The 17,763-nt window shown below is 44.4% G+C and carries 15 protein-coding genes; 3 read left to right on the top strand and 12 right to left on the bottom strand.

Annotated features, from left to right (window positions below):
• Nucleotides 1-7: 7 nt before the first annotated feature.
• Both JJQ94_RS21285 and JJQ94_RS21280 read left to right on the top strand, forming a co-directional pair.
• On the top strand, nt 8-1,570 hold the full coding sequence (locus JJQ94_RS21285; RefSeq protein ID WP_099030373.1) for a serine hydrolase: 1,563 nt from the start codon (nt 8-10) through the stop codon (nt 1,568-1,570).
• A 104-nt stretch (nt 1,571-1,674) separates the two neighbouring features.
• Nucleotides 1,675-2,595, top strand: a complete 921-nt coding sequence (locus JJQ94_RS21280; protein ID WP_099030372.1) for a histone deacetylase family protein — start codon at nt 1,675-1,677, stop codon at nt 2,593-2,595.
• Here JJQ94_RS21280 and JJQ94_RS21275 read toward each other — a convergent pair.
• Nucleotides 2,592-2,891 (bottom strand): DUF4144 family protein, encoded by a 300-nt coding sequence (locus tag JJQ94_RS21275; protein WP_099030371.1) that lies wholly within the window; start codon nt 2,889-2,891, stop codon nt 2,592-2,594. The genes JJQ94_RS21280 and JJQ94_RS21275 overlap by 4 nt on opposite strands.
• A gap of 76 nt (nt 2,892-2,967) precedes the next feature.
• Here JJQ94_RS21275 and JJQ94_RS21270 point away from each other — a divergent pair, with 76 nt between their 5' ends.
• The gene (locus JJQ94_RS21270; protein WP_099030370.1) at nt 2,968-5,484 is read left to right on the top strand and encodes an EAL domain-containing protein; all 2,517 of its coding nucleotides are present in this window, start codon (nt 2,968-2,970) and stop codon (nt 5,482-5,484) included.
• On the opposite strand, the gene JJQ94_RS21265 is transcribed toward JJQ94_RS21270, so the two are convergent.
• The 11 genes from JJQ94_RS21265 to rpsU all read right to left on the bottom strand — a co-directional run bounded on the left by JJQ94_RS21265 (nt 5,457) and on the right by rpsU (nt 17,713).
• Nucleotides 5,457-6,278 (bottom strand): DUF2797 domain-containing protein, encoded by an 822-nt coding sequence (locus JJQ94_RS21265; protein WP_099030369.1) that lies wholly within the window; start codon nt 6,276-6,278, stop codon nt 5,457-5,459. The genes JJQ94_RS21270 and JJQ94_RS21265 overlap by 28 nt on opposite strands.
• Nucleotides 6,279-6,392: 114 nt before the next feature.
• Entirely contained in the window at nt 6,393-7,676 is a 1,284-nt protein-coding gene (gene purD / locus JJQ94_RS21260) for a phosphoribosylamine--glycine ligase (protein ID WP_045990370.1), read from the bottom strand.
• A 15-nt stretch (nt 7,677-7,691) separates the two neighbouring features.
• Nucleotides 7,692-8,528: a class I SAM-dependent methyltransferase gene (locus tag JJQ94_RS21255; protein WP_099030368.1), complete on the bottom strand. Its 837-nt coding sequence runs from the start codon at nt 8,526-8,528 to the stop codon at nt 7,692-7,694.
• Nucleotides 8,529-8,628: 100 nt separating this feature from the next.
• Nucleotides 8,629-10,215 carry a bifunctional phosphoribosylaminoimidazolecarboxamide formyltransferase/IMP cyclohydrolase gene (gene purH / locus JJQ94_RS21250; RefSeq protein ID WP_099030367.1) on the bottom strand — a complete coding sequence of 529 codons (1,587 nt, stop codon included), beginning with the start codon at nt 10,213-10,215 and terminating at the stop codon, nt 8,629-8,631.
• 211 nt (nt 10,216-10,426) lie between these two features.
• Nucleotides 10,427-10,717 (bottom strand): DNA-binding transcriptional regulator Fis, encoded by a 291-nt coding sequence (gene fis / locus JJQ94_RS21245; protein ID WP_010374122.1) that lies wholly within the window; start codon nt 10,715-10,717, stop codon nt 10,427-10,429.
• A 45-nt stretch (nt 10,718-10,762) separates the two neighbouring features.
• On the bottom strand, nt 10,763-11,728 hold the full coding sequence (gene dusB / locus JJQ94_RS21240) for a tRNA dihydrouridine synthase DusB (RefSeq protein ID WP_045962649.1): 966 nt from the start codon (nt 11,726-11,728) through the stop codon (nt 10,763-10,765).
• A 303-nt stretch (nt 11,729-12,031) separates the two neighbouring features.
• Complete coding sequence (gene prmA, locus JJQ94_RS21235) at nt 12,032-12,904, bottom strand: 50S ribosomal protein L11 methyltransferase (protein ID WP_010607189.1); 873 nt, start codon at nt 12,902-12,904, stop codon at nt 12,032-12,034.
• A gap of 74 nt (nt 12,905-12,978) precedes the next feature.
• Nucleotides 12,979-14,829, bottom strand: coding sequence for an RNA polymerase sigma factor RpoD (rpoD, locus tag JJQ94_RS21230; protein ID WP_010374116.1), 1,851 nt, complete (start codon nt 14,827-14,829; stop codon nt 12,979-12,981).
• A 121-nt stretch (nt 14,830-14,950) separates the two neighbouring features.
• Nucleotides 14,951-16,690 (bottom strand): DNA primase, encoded by a 1,740-nt coding sequence (dnaG, locus tag JJQ94_RS21225; protein ID WP_099030366.1) that lies wholly within the window; start codon nt 16,688-16,690, stop codon nt 14,951-14,953.
• Nucleotides 16,691-17,030: 340 nt separating this feature from the next.
• Complete coding sequence (locus JJQ94_RS21220) at nt 17,031-17,477, bottom strand: GatB/YqeY domain-containing protein (protein ID WP_010374111.1); 447 nt, start codon at nt 17,475-17,477, stop codon at nt 17,031-17,033.
• A gap of 20 nt (nt 17,478-17,497) precedes the next feature.
• Complete coding sequence (gene rpsU / locus JJQ94_RS21215; RefSeq protein ID WP_010362466.1) at nt 17,498-17,713, bottom strand: 30S ribosomal protein S21; 216 nt, start codon at nt 17,711-17,713, stop codon at nt 17,498-17,500.
• Between the last annotated feature and the right edge of the window lie 50 nt (nt 17,714-17,763).

Genomic DNA, 17,763 nt, shown 5'->3' with positions numbered 1-17,763 from the left:
AAAAATAATGAAAATAAAACAATGGCTATTAACCTCCGGCCTAGTTGCAGCAAGTTTTCTTAGTGCGCAGGCAAGTGCGGCAGTAAACCAACAGGATGTTGAAACTGCGGTAAAAAGCGCAATGACAAAGTTTAATATTCCAGGTTTGGCAATTGGTATCGTAGAAGATGGCAAGGTTGTGATGACCCAGGGCTTCGGGGTGGCGCATTTAAATAAGCCAGCCAAGGTCAATGCGGATACCTTGTTTGGTATTGCATCTAACACCAAAGCATTTACGGCAGCAGCGCTGGCGATGTTGATAGATCAAGGCAAACTGAGTTGGGATGACAAAGTCACCAAACACATTCCAGAATTTAAGCTTTACGATAGTTATGTAACTCAAGAGATGACGATCCGCGATTTATTAAGTCATCGAAGTGGATTGGGTCTTGGGGCGGGCGATCTTATGATCTGGCCTGATACTGATAAAACCATGCCTGAATTGCTAGCAGGTATTTCACATCTCAAACCTGATTCAAGTTTCCGCAGCCATTACGCTTATAACAATTTGATGTTTGTGGTTGCAGGAGAAGTCGTAAGCCGAGTTAGTGGTAAAGATTGGCGCGATTTTGTTGAGCAGGAAATGTTTACCAAGCTAGATATGGATGACTCAAAGGCTGGATTCTCTCGGATCCCAGCTAACAATAGTAATTGGGCGACTGGCCATATTCCGATGGATGGCAAACTTACGCCGTTCTTTGTTAATTACCTAGAAGATTTCCGTGGTGCTGGCGCTATTGCGTCTAACGTGGATGACATGACCAAGTGGTTACAAACTCAGCTTGAAGGTGGTCGCTTACCTTCTGGCGAGCAGCTATTTAGCCAAGAGCAACAAGTGCAAATGTGGCATCCACACATTACGCGTATTCCCGCAGAAAAAGCTGCAGAAGTATACCACCAGCAGTTTAGAGGGTATGGCCTTGGCTGGGCGGTAGAAGACTACTTTGGTTATAAAAAGGTAGGTCACGGCGGTGGGATTTTAGGTATGGTGTCGCAAGTTGCGATGATTCCAGAGAAAAAATTGGGTGTGGTGGTCTTATCAAACCAACAAAAATACCCCGCTCTTTCCGCGATTATCAATGAAGTGTTTGAGGATGCGCTTGGCCTAGAAGATAAAGACTGGGTGCAGATCATCGCCGATGACTACTTTAAGGCGCAACAAGAAAAATATGCCAAAGCTGGGATAATCGAAGTTGCAAAACCACAACCTGCTTTACCATTACACAACTACACAGGGACACTAAATAGCGCTTGGTATGGTGATGTGGTAGTGGAAAAACTCGGTGAGGAACTGCGCATTGATTTTACGCACACTAAGCGCCTAAAAGGGAAACTTGAGCACCTAACCGGTAACACTTTTGTGGTACGTTGGGATGAGCCATTACTTGAAGCAGATGCTTACATCAATTTTGTGATGAATAAATCTCAACGGGTTGATTCTGCTGCGATGGAATTTGTTAATCCGGAAATAACCGACTTTAGTTTCGATTTCCATAACTTGGATTTAAAGGCGAAAGAAATCCAACATTAAGATATACCAAAGTATCAAAGCCACAATTATGTGGCTTTGATATAGTGAAAGGATAGCTATTTAAATCAACCACGTCGCAAACTAACATAGGATGTATATTCGTTATGCGTACTGCAATTATTACTCATCCATATTGTCGCAAGCATAAAATGACCGAGGAACATCCTGAGTGTCCTGCGAGGTTAGATGCGATATCAGACAGGTTGTTAGCGTCTGGACTTGATATCGCCATTGAACACAAAACGGCGCTGAAAGCCGATACGTCACACTATGCATTGGTTCATGATCAAGCCATGATCAAAGAAGTCATGGATAAAATCCCTAATGAAGGGTTAACCGAACTAGACGGCGACACTTGGCTTTGTCCTGATTCTATGAAAGCGATTGAACGCGCTGTCGGCGCAGGAATACTTGCGGTGGATGAAGTAATTGCTGGTAAACTTGACGCCGCATTTTGTTCTGTGAGACCACCCGGGCATCACGCAAATCAAAGTACTTCATCGGGATTTTGTGTCTTTAATAATGTTGCCATTGCTGCCGCTTATGCAAAAACAAAGGGCGTAGAGCGTGTGGCAATATTAGACATCGATGTACATCATGGAAATGGCACACAAGATATTTTCAAAGACGATCATAGCGTGTTACTTTGCTCTTTATTTCAACACCCTTTTTATCCGAATACCGCGATTGAGAATCATCAAACACTTATCAATTCCCCGTTGAGTGCGGGAGCGGATGGCACAGACTTAAAAGCCTTGGTGGAGCAGCAATGGTTGCCTAAGCTGCAATCATTTAGACCTCAGCTCATTTTTATCAGTGCAGGGTTTGATGGTCATTTGGAGGATGATATGGGCGGACTCAAGTTTGTTGAACAAGATTACCAGTGGTTTACTGAGCAAGTGGTCGAGTTTGCAAACTCATCGGACTGTTTGGGGATTATTTCCTACTTAGAAGGGGGCTACGATCTTTCTTCTTTAGGCCGCAGCGCCGTGACACATATCAAAGCGCTGGTTGAAGCCTGTTAGCTTAGACTTAATAAATCAAAAGCCTGCTGAGTATTTCTCAGTTGGATTTTGCTTACGCAACACTGGCCTTCGTCAATGAGATATTGTTGCACTAATTCGGTTAAAAATTTCAAATCAATACATTGCACGGGAGCACCTTGCGCGTTACTGCAGTGATCGTTTGGATACACTAAAATTACACGTTTGAGTGACGCATCATCAAGCAGATGCGTTGCATCCAGAAGTGCTTTTTCATCTTCGATAAACTCTATACTTTGGTCTAATACCAGCAGTAAAGGATAGGTTTTTATCGCCATAATTTGTTCTTGGTCAAGTTATCAAAAGTGTCGCCCAGTATACTTCAAATTGGAATAATATTGCGAGAGTGTGCTTATGGTTGGTGATTCACGTCAGTTACAGATCAAAGAAGTATTTACCAATAGCTTGTTATGTTGCGATGAGCAAACCAGTCTATATGATGCGGTTGCGCAAATGCGAGCGAGCAGAGTGAGCTCGATCTTTATTACCCGTGCCGATGACATTATTGGTATCTGGACTGAGTCGGATTGCGTTAAGCTCAACTTTAACGACCCTGACTTTGCCCAGGTGCCGATCCGAGAAGTGATGACTACACCGGTGCAAAAAATTCAAATTGATAAAACCTTGAGTGAGGCGACGGTCAAGTTCCACCAATTAGGGATCCGTCATTTACTCGTGGTGGACTCGGATAATCTACCTTGTGGTGTGGTCTCTTTATCCGATATTGTGCGCAGCCAGGGGCTCGACCATTATTTGCATTTTAGACCAATTGAGCAGCACTTTGACTCGAGCATTGTGATTTTAGACAGTGAAGACTGCGTCTCTGATGTTATCAATAATATGCGTGAGCTTAAGCTTACCGCTGTGCTGGTGTATAACCGTGAATTAAATGAGTATGGCATTATTACTCAGCGTGATATTGCGTATATTATTCTCAACCCTGATTGGCGTCAGCCTTGTTGGCAATTAGCCAGCTATCCTATGCTCTCCATGACGCCAAAAGACAGCCTATTCGATGCTTACCGGCTGATGACGGTAAACTCCATTCGTCATTTGGTGGTGACTTCCCCAGACTCGCAACAAGTGATAGGGTTATTGGCGCTCAAAAATGTCCTGACTGAAATTGAAACTGCGTATTGTAGCGAGCTGGAAAAAGTCTTAGTACAACGTGATATTGCACTGCAAAAATCGGAGAAAAATCTTTATCTAGCTAACCGCATTATTGATGCCTCTCTCGATGGCATCATGATCACCAAAAGTTCAGGAGAAATAATCCAGATCAACCCCGCGTTTAGCGCACTTACCGGTTACAAAGATTACGAAGTGCTGGGGAAAAATCCAAGCATATTAAGTTCTGGGCTACATGATGAATCTTATTACCAAAGCATGTGGCAAACGCTTAGAGATAAGGGGGTGTGGCAGGGCGAGATATGCAACCGTAAAAAGAGTGGTGAAATTTATGTTGAATGGCTCACAATTATTGAGATCAAAGAGCCGTACAGTGACGACATGCTCTACGCAGCCATTTTTAGCGATATTACGGAGCGTAAAAATGCTGAAGAAAAAATTGCTCGCTTAGCCTATTTTGATGAATTGACTGGGCTGCCTAATCGCCGCTTATTTTACGACAGACTCTCTATGGCATTGGCATCAGCGCACCGCTATAAACAAAAACTCAGTGTGATGTTTATAGATTTAGACCGCTTTAAGGAAGTGAATGACTCTCTTGGCCACAGCGCCGGAGATGAGTTATTGGTACAGGTTAGCGAGCGGATAAAGTCTATTCTAAACGAAGGTGACACGTTAGCGCGACTTGGTGGCGACGAATTTGTCGTGTTACTGAGTGAAGTGAATGGCATGTCGGAGGTCATTGAGTTTGCTGACCAAATGTTGATGGCATTATCGAGCCCCTTTCAACTTGGTGATATGCAGGTGGCTGCGACGGCCTCGATGGGGGCTGCTATTTATCCCGAAGATGGTCATGACACGGAAACATTGCTTAAACACGCCGATGTTGCTATGTATCGCTCCAAAGAAGTCGGGCGTAATTCCTTTCAGTTATTCGAAGCTTCGATGAATGCACGTTCATTTGAGCGTTTGTCCATGCTAAGCCGTTTTCAGAATGCCTTAGAAAATGATGAGTTTGAACTGCATTTTCAACCCTTGCAGTGCTTAACCAGTAGTCGTATTTCCAGTGTTGAGTGTTTGCTGCGATGGCGCGACCCAAATCTTGGGATGATCTCGCCGGCTCAATTTATTCCACTCGCAGAGGAGCTTGGGCTTATTATTCGCTTAGATCAGTGGGTAATAGATAAAGCTTGTCAGCACTTGGCTAAATGGCAACGCGCAGGTATTGAAATTAGGCGCTTGGCGATTAATATTTCGGCATCACATGTCACTCATGGGGATCTTTATCAATGTGTCGCGCAGGCATTAAAAAAGCATAACGTAGAAGGTAAGTATCTTGAGCTTGAGCTTACTGAAAATAGCTTTATCGGTAATCTGCTTGAGGCTAAGTATACCTTGAAAAAACTCAAGGAGCTGGGTGTAAAACTGGCGATTGATGACTTTGGAACAGGGTATTCTGCGCTCAGTTACTTGGCGAAACTGCCCATCGACATCCTAAAAATAGATGCTAGTTTTATTGCGAAAGTGCCCGATGAATATGGCAACAGCGAAATTGTTTCGGCAATTGTGGCGATGGCTAAGGCGCTAAACCTGCAGGTTGTAGCTGAGGGCGTAGAAAAGCCTGTACAGAAACGTTACCTGCGCAAGCTAGGCTGCCATACAATACAAGGTTACGTCTTCTGTAAGCCACTTACAGAAGACGATTGGCATGCATTTTATTCGTCAGAGAAGGTGATTTCGTAGGAGGTAAACTTACGGATATTGATCACGCCATTATCAAAAATAAGGTATTGGCCTTTGATCCCTTCAAGCACGCCTGATACTACAGGGTCTTTATCAAAGTTAAACGAGCTGATTTTGCTCGGGTGCTGCTCTACAGGGAAGGTGAGATCAACCACTTTCTCGTCCAGCACTTCAATGGCGGTTGCACCAAAGAGTTCAGCAAGCTCGTCGAGCCTTGCTTGGATCTCGGGAATAAGCTTAGCGGCTTCGGCTTTGAGGTCTATTTCAGGATTGATGCCTTTGAGCATATTGCGCCAGTTAGTCTTATCGGCAATAAACTGAGCCAGCGCCACTTCCACTAATCCTGACTGGTGACGGGTTTGCACCTTAAAAATCGGCAGTGCTTGCGTTGCGCCTTGATCTACCCAACGCGTTGGGATCTGCGTATGACGAGTGATCCCAACTTTAAGACCTGAGGTATTGGCTAAGTACACATAGTGCGGGATCATACAGTTCTCTTCGCCCCATTGGGGTTCACGACAGGTACCTTGATCATAGTGGCAGGTCTCTGGCTTCATAATGCACATGTCGCAGCTAGCGAGCTTTTTCATACACACGAAACAGTGGCCTTGCGAATAGCTCTTTTTGGTTTTTTTACCACAGCTACTGCAAAATATATTGCCGGTGAAGGTAAGGGTAACTGGTTTACCAAAGTAATCGTTGAGCGATACTAAGTTATCACCCACGGGTAATTGATATTGAATAGGCTCAACAAGCGCTGATTTCAACTTGCTGAGTGTACCTTGTACTTGCATCTTTGCCCCTAAAAATGCTCATAAAAGGGTAGGATACCATTACAAACTTAGAAACGCAGTGTGTAAAAATGAAAAAGGCCAGCGTCAAGCTGGCCTTGCAAAGCTTAACGCGAATTAGCTTTCGCGTGCGATTGCGCGATATGCGATATCTGTGCGGTACTCTACGCCATCCCAGTGAATGTCTTTCACTAGAGAGTAGGCACGTTTTTGCGCTTCGGTTACCGTGTGGCCAAGGGCCGTTGCACATAATACTCGACCACCAGCGGTGACTACATGCTCGCCATCTTGCTTAGTACCAGCATGGAACACCTTTTCACCTTCAGGGTAGTTCACTTGAAGACCTGAAATAGCGTCACCCTTAGGGTAGTTGCCCGGGTAGCCACTAGCTGCAAGCACAACACCAACAGCAGCTCGCGGATCGAATTCAATCGATGTTTGATCAAGCTCTTCACGGTTTGCCGCTTCAATCAGCTCAACTAAATCAGATTGTAGGCGTAACATGATAGGTTGTGTTTCAGGGTCGCCAAAGCGGCAGTTATACTCGATAACTTTTGGTGTGCCGTCCGCTGTGATCATTAAACCTGCGTATAGGAAACCTGTATAAGGGTGGCCTTCTTTAGCCATACCTTCAACCGTTGGATTGATCACTTCGGCCATAATGCGGTCATGAATATCTGGCGTGACTACAGGAGCTGGAGAGTATGCACCCATACCACCTGTATTTGGGCCTTTATCACCATCGTATGCACGTTTGTGATCTTGGCTGGTGGCAAAAGGAAGTACATTTTTGCCGTCTACCATGACGATGAAAGAGGCTTCTTCACCTTCTAAAAACTCTTCAATAACCACGCGGCTGCCTGCTTCACCAAAAGCATTCCCCGCAAGCATATCGCGGATAGCTTCTTCCGCTTCCGCTTCGGTCATTGCCACGATGACCCCTTTACCAGCAGCAAGACCATCAGCCTTAACGACGATAGGTGCACCTTGCGCTTTCAAGTAGGCAAGCGCAGGCTCAATTTCTTCAAACGTTTGATAAGCCGCTGTTGGAATATCGTGACGTGCTAAAAAGTCTTTAGTAAACGACTTTGAACCTTCCAACTGTGCTGCCGCTTGAGTAGGTCCAAAAATAGCTAAGCCTTCTTCACGGAAACGGTCAACTACACCGATAACCAGTGGCGCTTCAGGGCCAACAATGGTTAATTGCACATTGTTTTCTTTAGCAAAGACGACTAAGGCATCGATATCTTCAACGCCGATAGCCACGTTTTCGAGTTTAGGCTCAAGCGCAGTACCTGCGTTACCTGGTGCTACAAAAACCGTTTTTACAGATGGGTTTTGTGCGGCTTTGAACGCAAGCGCATGCTCACGTCCACCGCTGCCAATGACTAGTACATTCATGGCGAAATTTTCCTATTAAAGCTTTTTGAATTTTAAGGTCATGCGGTCGCTTTCCCCAATCGCTTTATATTGCGCTGCTTTTTCATCACCTAGCGCTAAGCGAGGTGGCAGAGTCCAGACACCTTTCGGGTGATTGGCGCTGTCTAGCGGGTTGGCGTTAATGTCGCTGCTTGCAACTAATTCAAACCCAGCTTGCTTGGCGATATCAACAACATAACTTTGCTTCATATAACCTGACGACTTTTGATCCTCAAGTTGACGGTGCTCAGGCAGACGGTGTTCAACCACACCTAAAATACCACCTGGTTTCAGTGCCTTATTAAACGCGTTGAACGCGCTAAGTACACCTTCATCCCCTTTACCCATGTACCAGTTATGCACATTACGGAAGGTAAGTACCACGTCTGCACTGCCTTGTGGCGCAATATTGCTGTGTGTCATTGGTGCAAATTCCGTGATCTTTACTTCACTATAGTCTGGGTTGGTTGCTACTTTTTCTTTGTAGCTTTTTAATGAGCGTTGATAGTAGCCAACATCTGAATCAGCAGGGAAGTGCGCTGCATAATAGGTGCCTTGACCTTTAACCAGGGGCGCTAAAATCTCGCTATACCAGCCACCACCAGGTGCAATTTCTACCACGGTCATTGATGGTTCAATGCCAAAAAAAGCAAGCGTTTCACTTGGATGGCGATACTGGTCTCGGGCTCTATTTTTCTCAGCTCGATTGTCGCTAGCAACGGCTTTTGCAATCGCACTTGGTACTGCTTGGCTGGAGTTGGATTCTGTCGCGTTGCAGCCCACTAAAGTGGTAAACACTGCCGCAGCGATAAGAGATTTCATACCTAGATTCATCGTTAGCTTCCTTCATTCTGTTATGATTATGCTGTAGCCAGAATACTGGAAATTAGCTGAAACAAAAAGCGCGAAACTCATAAGTTTCGCGCTTTATTGATTAATGGCGGAAGTGGCGCATGCCGGTAAACACCATTGCCATTCCCGCTTCATCAGCGGCGGCAATCACCTCTTCATCACGCATTGAACCACCCGGCTGGATAACCGCGGTGATACCTGCAGCTGCAGCAGCGTCAATGCCATCACGGAATGGGAAGAACGCATCAGAAGCCATCACAGAACCTGGTACTTCTAGGTTTTCGTCGGCGGCTTTGATCCCTGCAATTTTTGCAGAATATACGCGGCTCATTTGACCAGCGCCTACACCAATAGTCATCCCATCACGGGCGTAAACAATCGCGTTAGACTTAACAAATTTAGCGACTTTCCAGCAGAACAGTAGATCTTTTAGTTCTTGCTCTGTAGGTTGACGTTTTGAAACCACCTTAAGGTCGTCCAAACCAACCATGCCTTGGTCACGATCTTGTACTAAGATACCGCCATTAACACGCTTAATATCAGTACCTGTGGTTTTGTTTGACCACTGGCCACATTCTAGCAAGCGTACATTTTGCTTCGCAGCAACGATTTGTGCGGCTTCTTCTGATACGCTAGGCGCGATGATAACTTCAACAAACTGACGCGCTACGATGGCCTCCGCAGTATCGCCGTCTAGCTCTCGGTTAAAGGCGATGATACCACCGAAGGCAGAAGTTGGGTCGGTCTTAAATGCGCGGTCATAGGCGGCAAGAATATTGTCATCTACTGCAACACCACAAGGGTTTGCGTGTTTTACGATAACACAAGCCGGCTTATCAAACTCTTTAACACACTCAAGTGCTGCATCGGTATCAGCGATATTGTTATAAGACAGCGCTTTACCTTGAAGTTGTTTAGCCGTCGCGACGGATGCTTCTTCTATGTTGTTTTCAACATAGAAAGCAGCGTCTTGATGCGAGTTTTCACCGTAGCGCATATCTTGCTTCTTAGTGAATTGCATATTGATAGTGCGAGGGAATTTGGTTTCCTCTGCTGCTTCTTCCGTATAATCCGGAACCATTTTACCGAAGTAGTTCGCAATCATGCCGTCATACTGTGCGGTATGCTCATAGGCCGATATAGCAAGGTCGAAACGTGTCTTGTATGTTGTAGAGCCAGAGTTCGCCTTCATTTCTTCAATGACACGGCTGTAGTCATTCGCATTTACAACAATGGTCACATCTTTGTGGTTTTTAGCCGCAGCACGAACCATAGTTGGACCACCAATATCGATGTTTTCGATTGCATCTTCTAGGCTACAGTCAGCTTTCGCAACAGTTTGTGCGAAGGGGTATAAGTTGACTACTACCATATCGATTGCTGAAATATTGTTTTCAGTCATGACGTCTTCGTCTTGACCGCGACGTCCTAAGATACCGCCGTGCACTTTTGGGTGAAGCGTTTTAACGCGACCATCCATGATTTCTGGGTGGCCAGTGTAATCAGATACTTCTGTTACTTTAATGCCGTTGTCTGCAAGTAGTTTGCAAGTACCGCCGGTTGATAAAATTTCTACGCCTTGAGCTGCAAGAGCTGTGGCGAATTCAACGATACCGGTTTTATCTGACACGCTTAGTAGGGCGCGACGAATTGGACGATGTATATCCATGATGGTTCAGGTTTCCTCAATGATTAGTTAAGGGCTAGCTTAGAAAGCCGGTATTTTAGCGCATTATTGTTAAGATGACGATGTTAAAAGGCGAGATAAACATGAGAAAAGTGCGATATGAAAAGGATAAATGTCCGCTAGCTGCTGAATTTTAAACAATAAAAAAGCACCCGAAGGTGCTTTTTTATCAACTAAATTTTACCAGCAGTACTTAGTTCATGCCGTATTTTTTTAGCTTCTTGCGAAGTGTGCCACGGTTGATACCTAAAAGGATCGCTGCACGAGTCTGGTTACCACGAGTATAAGTCATAACCTCTTCAAGTAGAGGTGCTTCAAGCTCAGAAAGAACTAACTCATAAACGTCTTGTACGTCTTGACCATTAAGCTGCTTTAGGTAGTGATGTACAGCTTTTTTAACTGCATCGCGCAAAGGTTGCGGTTTCTCTTGTGACTGAACATGAGCGTTAGTAATAAATGGAGAAGTCACATTTTGTTCGAACATCGTTATGTCTCTTTCTTAGTTAGCCTGAAGGATGAATAAATTCATTCACCCTAATGTTTCAAAATAGTCTTCTAATGCCTCGATTTGCGCTTCTGGCGTCTCCAAGGCATTGAATACTCGCCTAAATTGACCTTCTTGGTCATGGGCCTGCAAATACCAAGATACATGCTTGCGTGCGATGCGCGCTCCCATTGGCTCACCATAGAATTGATGGAGATTTACTAAGTGCTCCATCAATATTGCTCGAACCTCTGCTATTTCAGGTTCTGGCAAATGTTCACCGGTTCGCAAATAGTGGTCTATTTCTCGGAAAATCCAAGGACGACCTTGGGCGGCTCGACCAATCATAATGGCATCTGCGCCCGTGTATTCCAGCACCTGCTTCGCTTTTTCAGGAGACGTAATGTCACCGTTTGCTACCACAGGAATAGATACTGAACGTTTAATTTCTCTGATCGTGGCGTATTCAGCTTCGCCCTTGTACATACATGCTCTTGTACGGCCATGCACGGCTAGCGAAGCAATGCCTCGACGTTCAGCTATGCGAGCAATCTCAACACCGTTACGATTGTCTGTGTCCCATCCTGTACGGATTTTTAACGACACAGGTACGTCAACGGCAGCAACCACAGCAGTTACGATTTCGTCAACCAACTCTGGATATTGCAACAATGCTGAGCCTGCAAGCTTCTTGTTCACTTTCTTAGCGGGGCAGCCCATATTGATATCTATGATCTGCGCACCGTTTGCGACATTAAATTGTGCTGCTTGCGCCATCAACTCAGGATCTGCTCCTGCGATTTGTACCGAGCGAATGCCCGATTCACCGCTGTGATCCATGCGATTTTGCGACTTATCGGTTTTCCACACTTTTGGATTTGAAGACAACATTTCTGATACCGCAAGCCCCGCACCTAGACGTCGACACAGTTGTCGAAACGGTCTGTCGGTGATCCCAGCCATTGGTGCTACGATAAGATTGTTTTCAAGTTGGTATGGACCAATACGCACTACAGTTTAATCCGCCTTACCTCAAGGGGCGCTAAGTTTACGGTTTTTTTCGCAAAAATCAAAGGTTATAAATTGAACATAATTGCTTTTTTTTTGAACTTTATGGGTTGACATTTGATAACAACCTGAGAGCCCAGATAATTTGCACGAAATTTATGCAAAAACAATTTTAAAGGTACAATTTGAGCCGAAAATTTAAGCTGTGAAAAATGCGTAAAGCCTGTTAATTACAGGCTTTACCAGTTAAAACTTACTAACTTTCATTGACTCGCTGATACTTTTGTCAGCGTTACGTTAGCAGCCTTATTTTTTCACACCGCTGACGCGCGTCCATTCACCCTGTTGGGCAATGTTGTCTAGCTTTAAAAATGGTGCGTAAACATCCGCAACGGATTGCGCTTGCTCTTCTAAAATACCAGACATGGCGATGGCGCCTTTGTCGCCCAAGAAGCCGAGAATGATTTCGTGTAGCTCTCTCAGCGGCTGTGCAAGAATATTAGCAACAACGATATCAGCACTGAATTGCGGCTGATTTTCAGGTAAATACACTTCTAGCTTATCTGCAACGCCATTACGCTCGGCATTATCGCGGCTTGCGATAAGCGCTTGTGGATCGATATCAATACCAATCACACGCTCAGCGCCTAATTTGATTGCTGCAATGCCTAAAATCCCAGAGCCACAGCCAAAATCAACGACCGTTTTGCCACTGAGGTCTTGTTGTTCTAGCCACTGCAGGCAAAGTGCGGTTGTGGCATGGGTACCAGTACCAAATGCAAGGCCTGGATCTAGTAACACATTGACAGCATTGGGATCTGGCACATCACGCCAGCTTGGGCAGATCCATAATCTCTCGCCAAACTTAATTGGGTGGAAATTATCCATCCACTCGCGTTCCCAGTCTTTGTCTTCTAGCTGTTCAAGCTTGTAGTTTAACGGTTTGTCATATTGTGACTGGACAAAGTCAACGACTGCTTGCATATCATGGTTCGCTTCAAATAAACCAATCACCGTTGTTTCAGGCCATAAGATGACTTCGCCAGGTTTTGGTTCGTAAACGGGATTGTTTTTACTATCCATGAATGTGACAGACGGACAACCGACATCCATAAGCATATCGCTTAAAGCATCGGCATCGGCTTTATCTGAATAAATTCGGATTTGGATCCAAGCCATGTGTGTATACCTATTTAATCCAATTAATATAAAAAAGGCCGCTGAATAGCGGCCTTAATCTTATTTGCTACTTTTTAGCCTTTAACGTCTAAAAAGCTCTTTAATAGATCTGAGCGAGAAGGGTGGCGCAACTTACGTAGCGCTTTAGCTTCAATCTGACGAATACGCTCACGTGTTACATCAAACTGTTTACCCACTTCTTCTAACGTGTGGTCTGTATTCATATCGATACCGAAACGCATACGTAGTACTTTAGCTTCACGAGCAGTAAGGCCTGCCAGCACTTCGTTGGTTGCGCCACGAAGACTTTCCATCGTTGCTGAATCAATCGGCGACTCAATAGTAGTGTCTTCGATAAAGTCACCAAGATGTGAATCTTCATCATCACCAATTGGCGTCTCCATTGAGATTGGCTCTTTGGCGATCTTTAACACTTTGCGGATCTTGTCTTCAGGCATCATCATACGCTCTGCCAATTCTTCAGGACTTGGCTCACGGCCCATCTCCTGTAGCATTTGACGAGAGATACGATTCAGCTTGTTGATCGTTTCAATCATATGCACTGGAATACGGATAGTTCTTGCCTGATCCGCAATCGAGCGTGTAATCGCCTGACGGATCCACCAAGTTGCGTATGTTGAAAACTTATAACCACGACGGTATTCAAATTTATCAACCGCTTTCATCAGACCGATGTTACCTTCTTGGATCAGATCCAAGAACTGCAGACCACGGTTGGTATACTTTTTAGCGATTGAAATTACAAGACGTAAGTTCGCTTCAACCATCTCTTTCTTCGCCCGGCGAGCTTTTGCTTCACCAATGCTCATGCGACGGTTGATGTCTTTAATACGCTCAATGCTAAGACCAGTGCTATCTTCAAACGCTTTAAGCTTGTTAACACAACGCTCGATTTCAGGTTTTACTTCAGCAAGTTTTGCCGAGTGTTTTTCACCTGATGCAATTTCAGCGTCGATCCATGCGGTATCGGTTTCGTTGTTAGCAAAGTGCTTAACAAAAACCTTTTTTGGTACCTTGGCAATCTGAACTGCTTGCTTCATGATGATGCGTTCTTGAACACGCACTTTGTCCATCATGTCGCGCATGTTATTTACCATTCGGTCGAACTGCTTAGGAACTAACTTGAAAGTACGGAAGTGATCGCCGATTTCCTGAATTGCAGCTTTCGCATCTGGGTGCGAACGACCTTTACTTTCAAAAATTTCTCGCGCTTTATTGTACAGCGTACGAAGTTGTTCAAAATGCTCACGAGCTTCTTCAGGATCCGGACCTGAATCGCCTTCTTCTGAATCGTCATCGTCATCATCTTCATCATCATCTTCGTCATCTAAGTCTTCATCACTTAGCTCAGAACCGATGTGTGTTGCTGAAATTGGTGCTTCGTCTTCCTCGATAGCATTAGGGTCAAAGAAACCAGAAACAATGTCGCTTAGGCGCATTTCTTCTGCTTCGTACTTGTCCCATTGCTCTAGAAGGTAAGTAATAGCTTCAGGGTATTCTGCAACAGAAATCTGTACTTGGTTGATCCCTTCTTCAATACGCTTAGCGATTTGGATTTCGCCTTCACGAGTTAGAAGTTCAACCGTACCCATTTCACGCATATACATACGAACAGGGTCAGTTGTGCGGCCAATTTCTTTTTCTACTGTTGCTAAAGCCGCAGCCGCTGCTTCCGCAGCATCCTCATCTGTTGTTGTTTCTTGCATCATCAACTCATCAGCATCAGGCGCATTTTCAGAGACCTGAATACCCATATCGTTGATCATGCTGATGATATCTTCTACCTGATCTGAGTCTATGATGTCTTGTGGAAGATGATCGTTAACTTCTGCAAAAGTTAAATAACCTTGCTCTTTACCTTTCTGAATCAGAAGTTTGAGTTGTGACTGAGGAGATTGATCCATAGAGAAATTTGCTTCCACTCTGAAAAGTTGATACAACAGGCGCCAGCTATTTAACAGCTAAATTTTGATGACGCAGTGAATAGAACATTATAGCACCGAAAATTGCTATTGACTAGAACTTCTACTGTTTAAGCGCTTGGGTAAGGAGTGCGCATTCTAGCCGCTCATCATTTGTTAGGCCTTCGGTTTTCTCCTTTATTAATAGGGTCTCTAGGCGATAATTTAAACATTGATCTTCAATAAATTGAAAAGTATTTTTAAACTCGTCTTCTAGCCTATCTTCAGCAACGCCATGTTGCCACACCGCAAGCTTTTTCAAGGCATCGAATTCAGCTTGGTCGCGATAATGTTCAAGTAACTGCGCTGTGTTTATTTGCGGGTTATCGTGACATAACATTTGTAAGCTCAGCAGCAGTTGAATACCCGGGATCGCCATTTCACCGAGTTCAGGCATGTACTCAACTGTTTGCGCAAGCTGTGGATGTTGGAGCAGTAAGCCAATTGCTCGGCGCATCGGTGTGACTTTAAATTGGCGCTCAATTTTATTCTGCTGTTTGTTACTTGCTAATTTAGCACTAAGTTGCTCACGAGTACGACCAATTAACCTGGCTAAGGTGGTTAACAAACTCTCTTGGTAGTAGTCACTGGGTATTTTGCTAATGAGTGGAATGGCATCGGTAAGTAGCTTAGATTTACCTGCATCATTTGTAAGGTCGCATTGCTCGCGTAATTTCGTAAACAATACTTGCGTATAATCGGTTGCCGTTTCCAGCCGCGCTTCAAAGGCGTCTTTGCCTTCTTGCTGTACTAATGAGTCTGGATCTTCACCATCAGGTAAAAAGACAAACTGTAGTGATTTACCATCTTTTAAGTTAGGTAGAGCATGGTCAAGCGCACGCCAAGCTGCATCACGGCCAGCTCTGTCACCGTCGTAGCAGCATATCACTCTGTCGGTATTACGAAACAAAGTTTGCATGTGTTCAGCGGTGGTTGCAGTGCCTAATGCGGCAACGGCGTAATCAATGCCTTTTTCTGCTAAGGCAACGACGTCCATATAGCCTTCCACAATCAACACTTTATCTAATTGCTTATGCGCTTGTTTAGCTTCATAAAAACCATAAAGTTCGAAACTTTTATGGAAAATGCGTGTTTCAGGCGAGTTTAGATATTTAGGGCCTTGATCTGCACCCATTATCCTTCCGCCAAATGCGATGACACGACCACGTTTATCACGAATAGGGAACATCAAGCGATCGCGGAAGAAGTCAAATTGGCGGCCAGCTGACTTTTCTGATGCTAACTTTAAATCAAGTAGCTGTTGTTTGTGCTCAGGCTTGCGGGCTATTTGATTACACAATGACTCCCACTCAGGTGGTGCATAACCAATCATAAACTTTTGTACAGTTTCGCCACTCAGGCCGCGGCCTTTTACGTAGTCAATTACTTGAGTGGCATTGCTATGGTGTTTTAACTGATGCTGGTAAAACTTAGCGGCTTGGAGCATTAAGTCATAGTCAGACTTTTTTTCTTCCATTGAACGCTGCGGCCCTTGTGGGGCGTTTTCGCGTGGTACTTCTAAGTTTAATAGGGCGGCTAGTTCCTCAATAGCATCAACAAACTCAAGCTTGTCGTATTCCATTAAAAAGGAAATAGCGTTGCCATTAGCACCACATCCGAAGCAATGATAAAACTGTTTATCACGTGACACGGTAAATGAAGGCGTTTTTTCATTGTGAAATGGACAGCAGGCTTGATAGTCTTTTCCTGCTTTTTTTAATCCCACACGACCGTCTATGAGCTCGACAATGTCCGCTCTTGCGAGCAAGTCATCAATAAACTGTCTAGGGATTTTGCCTTTCATTTAAGTTCCGAAGTTGTACTAGTGAGTGAGCGCATTATATCAAGTAGCAACGAGAAAAAATCAACTTAATTCAATTAAGGTATTTTATACCAATTAGTCTTAATACTTGCTCAATTTGAAGGAGCAAATCTGACGCTAACTGCGTTAAAAATTTCTCATTTAGAACAACTAAATAGCAAAATTTTTGCCTGATTATCGACAAGATTTTCTCGCCTCAAAATAGATCACTTAATTAAGCAAATTGGTATTACCAGTACTGCATTGATGCACATGACGCCTAAAACGAAGAAACCGAGCACTAGGCTCGGTTCACTTATCAATCATACAATTGTATGTGGGCTTAAGCGGTAAGTCTTTGCTTAATTAAACCAGAGACTTTACCCATATCAGCACGACCTTCAGCTTCGGCTTTAATCGCACCCATTACTTTGCCCATGTCTTGCATGCCTGACGCACCAGTTTGTGCAATCACGGCATCAATTAGCTCGACAATTTCATCTTCGCTAAGTGGCTTAGGAAGGAATGTCTCAAGTACGCTAATTTCGTTAGCTTCGATATCAGCTAAGTCTTCACGCCCTGCATCTTTATACTGGGTATAAGAATCGCGACGCTGCTTAACCAACTTAACTAAAACCGCAGTAATGCCTGCGTCGTCTAGTGTAGTTTGGTTGTCGATTTCTCGCTGTTTAATTTCAGCAAGTACCGCACGAATCGCGCCAAGACGAAGTTTCTCTTTGGCTTTCATCGCTTCTTTTTGCGCGTCTTTTAGCGTAACTAATAAGCTCATTGATACAAGACCAATACTGATTAGTATAATTTAACGCGACGTGCGTTTTCGCGAGAAAGCTTCTTCATGTGACGCTTAACCGCTGCAGCTTTTTTGCGCTTACGCTCAGCAGTTGGCTTCTCGTAGTGCTCGCGACGACGAACTTCAGAAAGGATACCTGCTTTTTCACATGAACGTTTGAAACGACGTAGTGCAACGTCAAACGGCTCGTTTTCTCTTACTTTAATTACTGGCATTAAAAATTCACCTACCTAATTAATGAGCTTAGCTCTATCTGGCTAAAAAC

This window comes from Pseudoalteromonas sp. GCY, assembly GCF_016695175.1.
Lineage (GTDB): Bacteria > Pseudomonadota > Gammaproteobacteria > Enterobacterales > Alteromonadaceae > Pseudoalteromonas.
Note: the sequence above shows the minus strand (reverse complement) of the source record. Positions and strands in the feature narration are given on the sequence as shown.

Excerpts from the sequence above, each read along its gene's own strand:
- JJQ94_RS21285 (WP_099030373.1), top strand. The coding sequence starts at position 8 with ATGAAAATAAAACAATGGCTATTAACCTCCGGCCTAGTTGCAGCAAGT.
- JJQ94_RS21280 (WP_099030372.1), top strand. The coding sequence starts at position 1,675 with ATGCGTACTGCAATTATTACTCATCCATATTGTCGCAAGCATAAAATG.
- JJQ94_RS21275 (WP_099030371.1), bottom strand. The coding sequence starts at position 2,891 with ATGGCGATAAAAACCTATCCTTTACTGCTGGTATTAGACCAAAGTATA.
- JJQ94_RS21270 (WP_099030370.1), top strand. The coding sequence starts at position 2,968 with ATGGTTGGTGATTCACGTCAGTTACAGATCAAAGAAGTATTTACCAAT.
- JJQ94_RS21265 (WP_099030369.1), bottom strand. The coding sequence starts at position 6,278 with ATGCAAGTACAAGGTACACTCAGCAAGTTGAAATCAGCGCTTGTTGAG.
- purD (WP_045990370.1), bottom strand. The coding sequence starts at position 7,676 with ATGAATGTACTAGTCATTGGCAGCGGTGGACGTGAGCATGCGCTTGCG.
- JJQ94_RS21255 (WP_099030368.1), bottom strand. The coding sequence starts at position 8,528 with ATGAATCTAGGTATGAAATCTCTTATCGCTGCGGCAGTGTTTACCACT.
- purH (WP_099030367.1), bottom strand. The coding sequence starts at position 10,215 with ATGGATATACATCGTCCAATTCGTCGCGCCCTACTAAGCGTGTCAGAT.
- fis (WP_010374122.1), bottom strand. The coding sequence starts at position 10,717 with ATGTTCGAACAAAATGTGACTTCTCCATTTATTACTAACGCTCATGTT.
- prmA (WP_010607189.1), bottom strand. The coding sequence starts at position 12,904 with ATGGCTTGGATCCAAATCCGAATTTATTCAGATAAAGCCGATGCCGAT.
- rpoD (WP_010374116.1), bottom strand. The coding sequence starts at position 14,829 with ATGGATCAATCTCCTCAGTCACAACTCAAACTTCTGATTCAGAAAGGT.
- dnaG (WP_099030366.1), bottom strand. The coding sequence starts at position 16,690 with ATGAAAGGCAAAATCCCTAGACAGTTTATTGATGACTTGCTCGCAAGA.
- JJQ94_RS21220 (WP_010374111.1), bottom strand. The coding sequence starts at position 17,477 with ATGAGCTTATTAGTTACGCTAAAAGACGCGCAAAAAGAAGCGATGAAA.
- rpsU (WP_010362466.1), bottom strand. The coding sequence starts at position 17,713 with ATGCCAGTAATTAAAGTAAGAGAAAACGAGCCGTTTGACGTTGCACTA.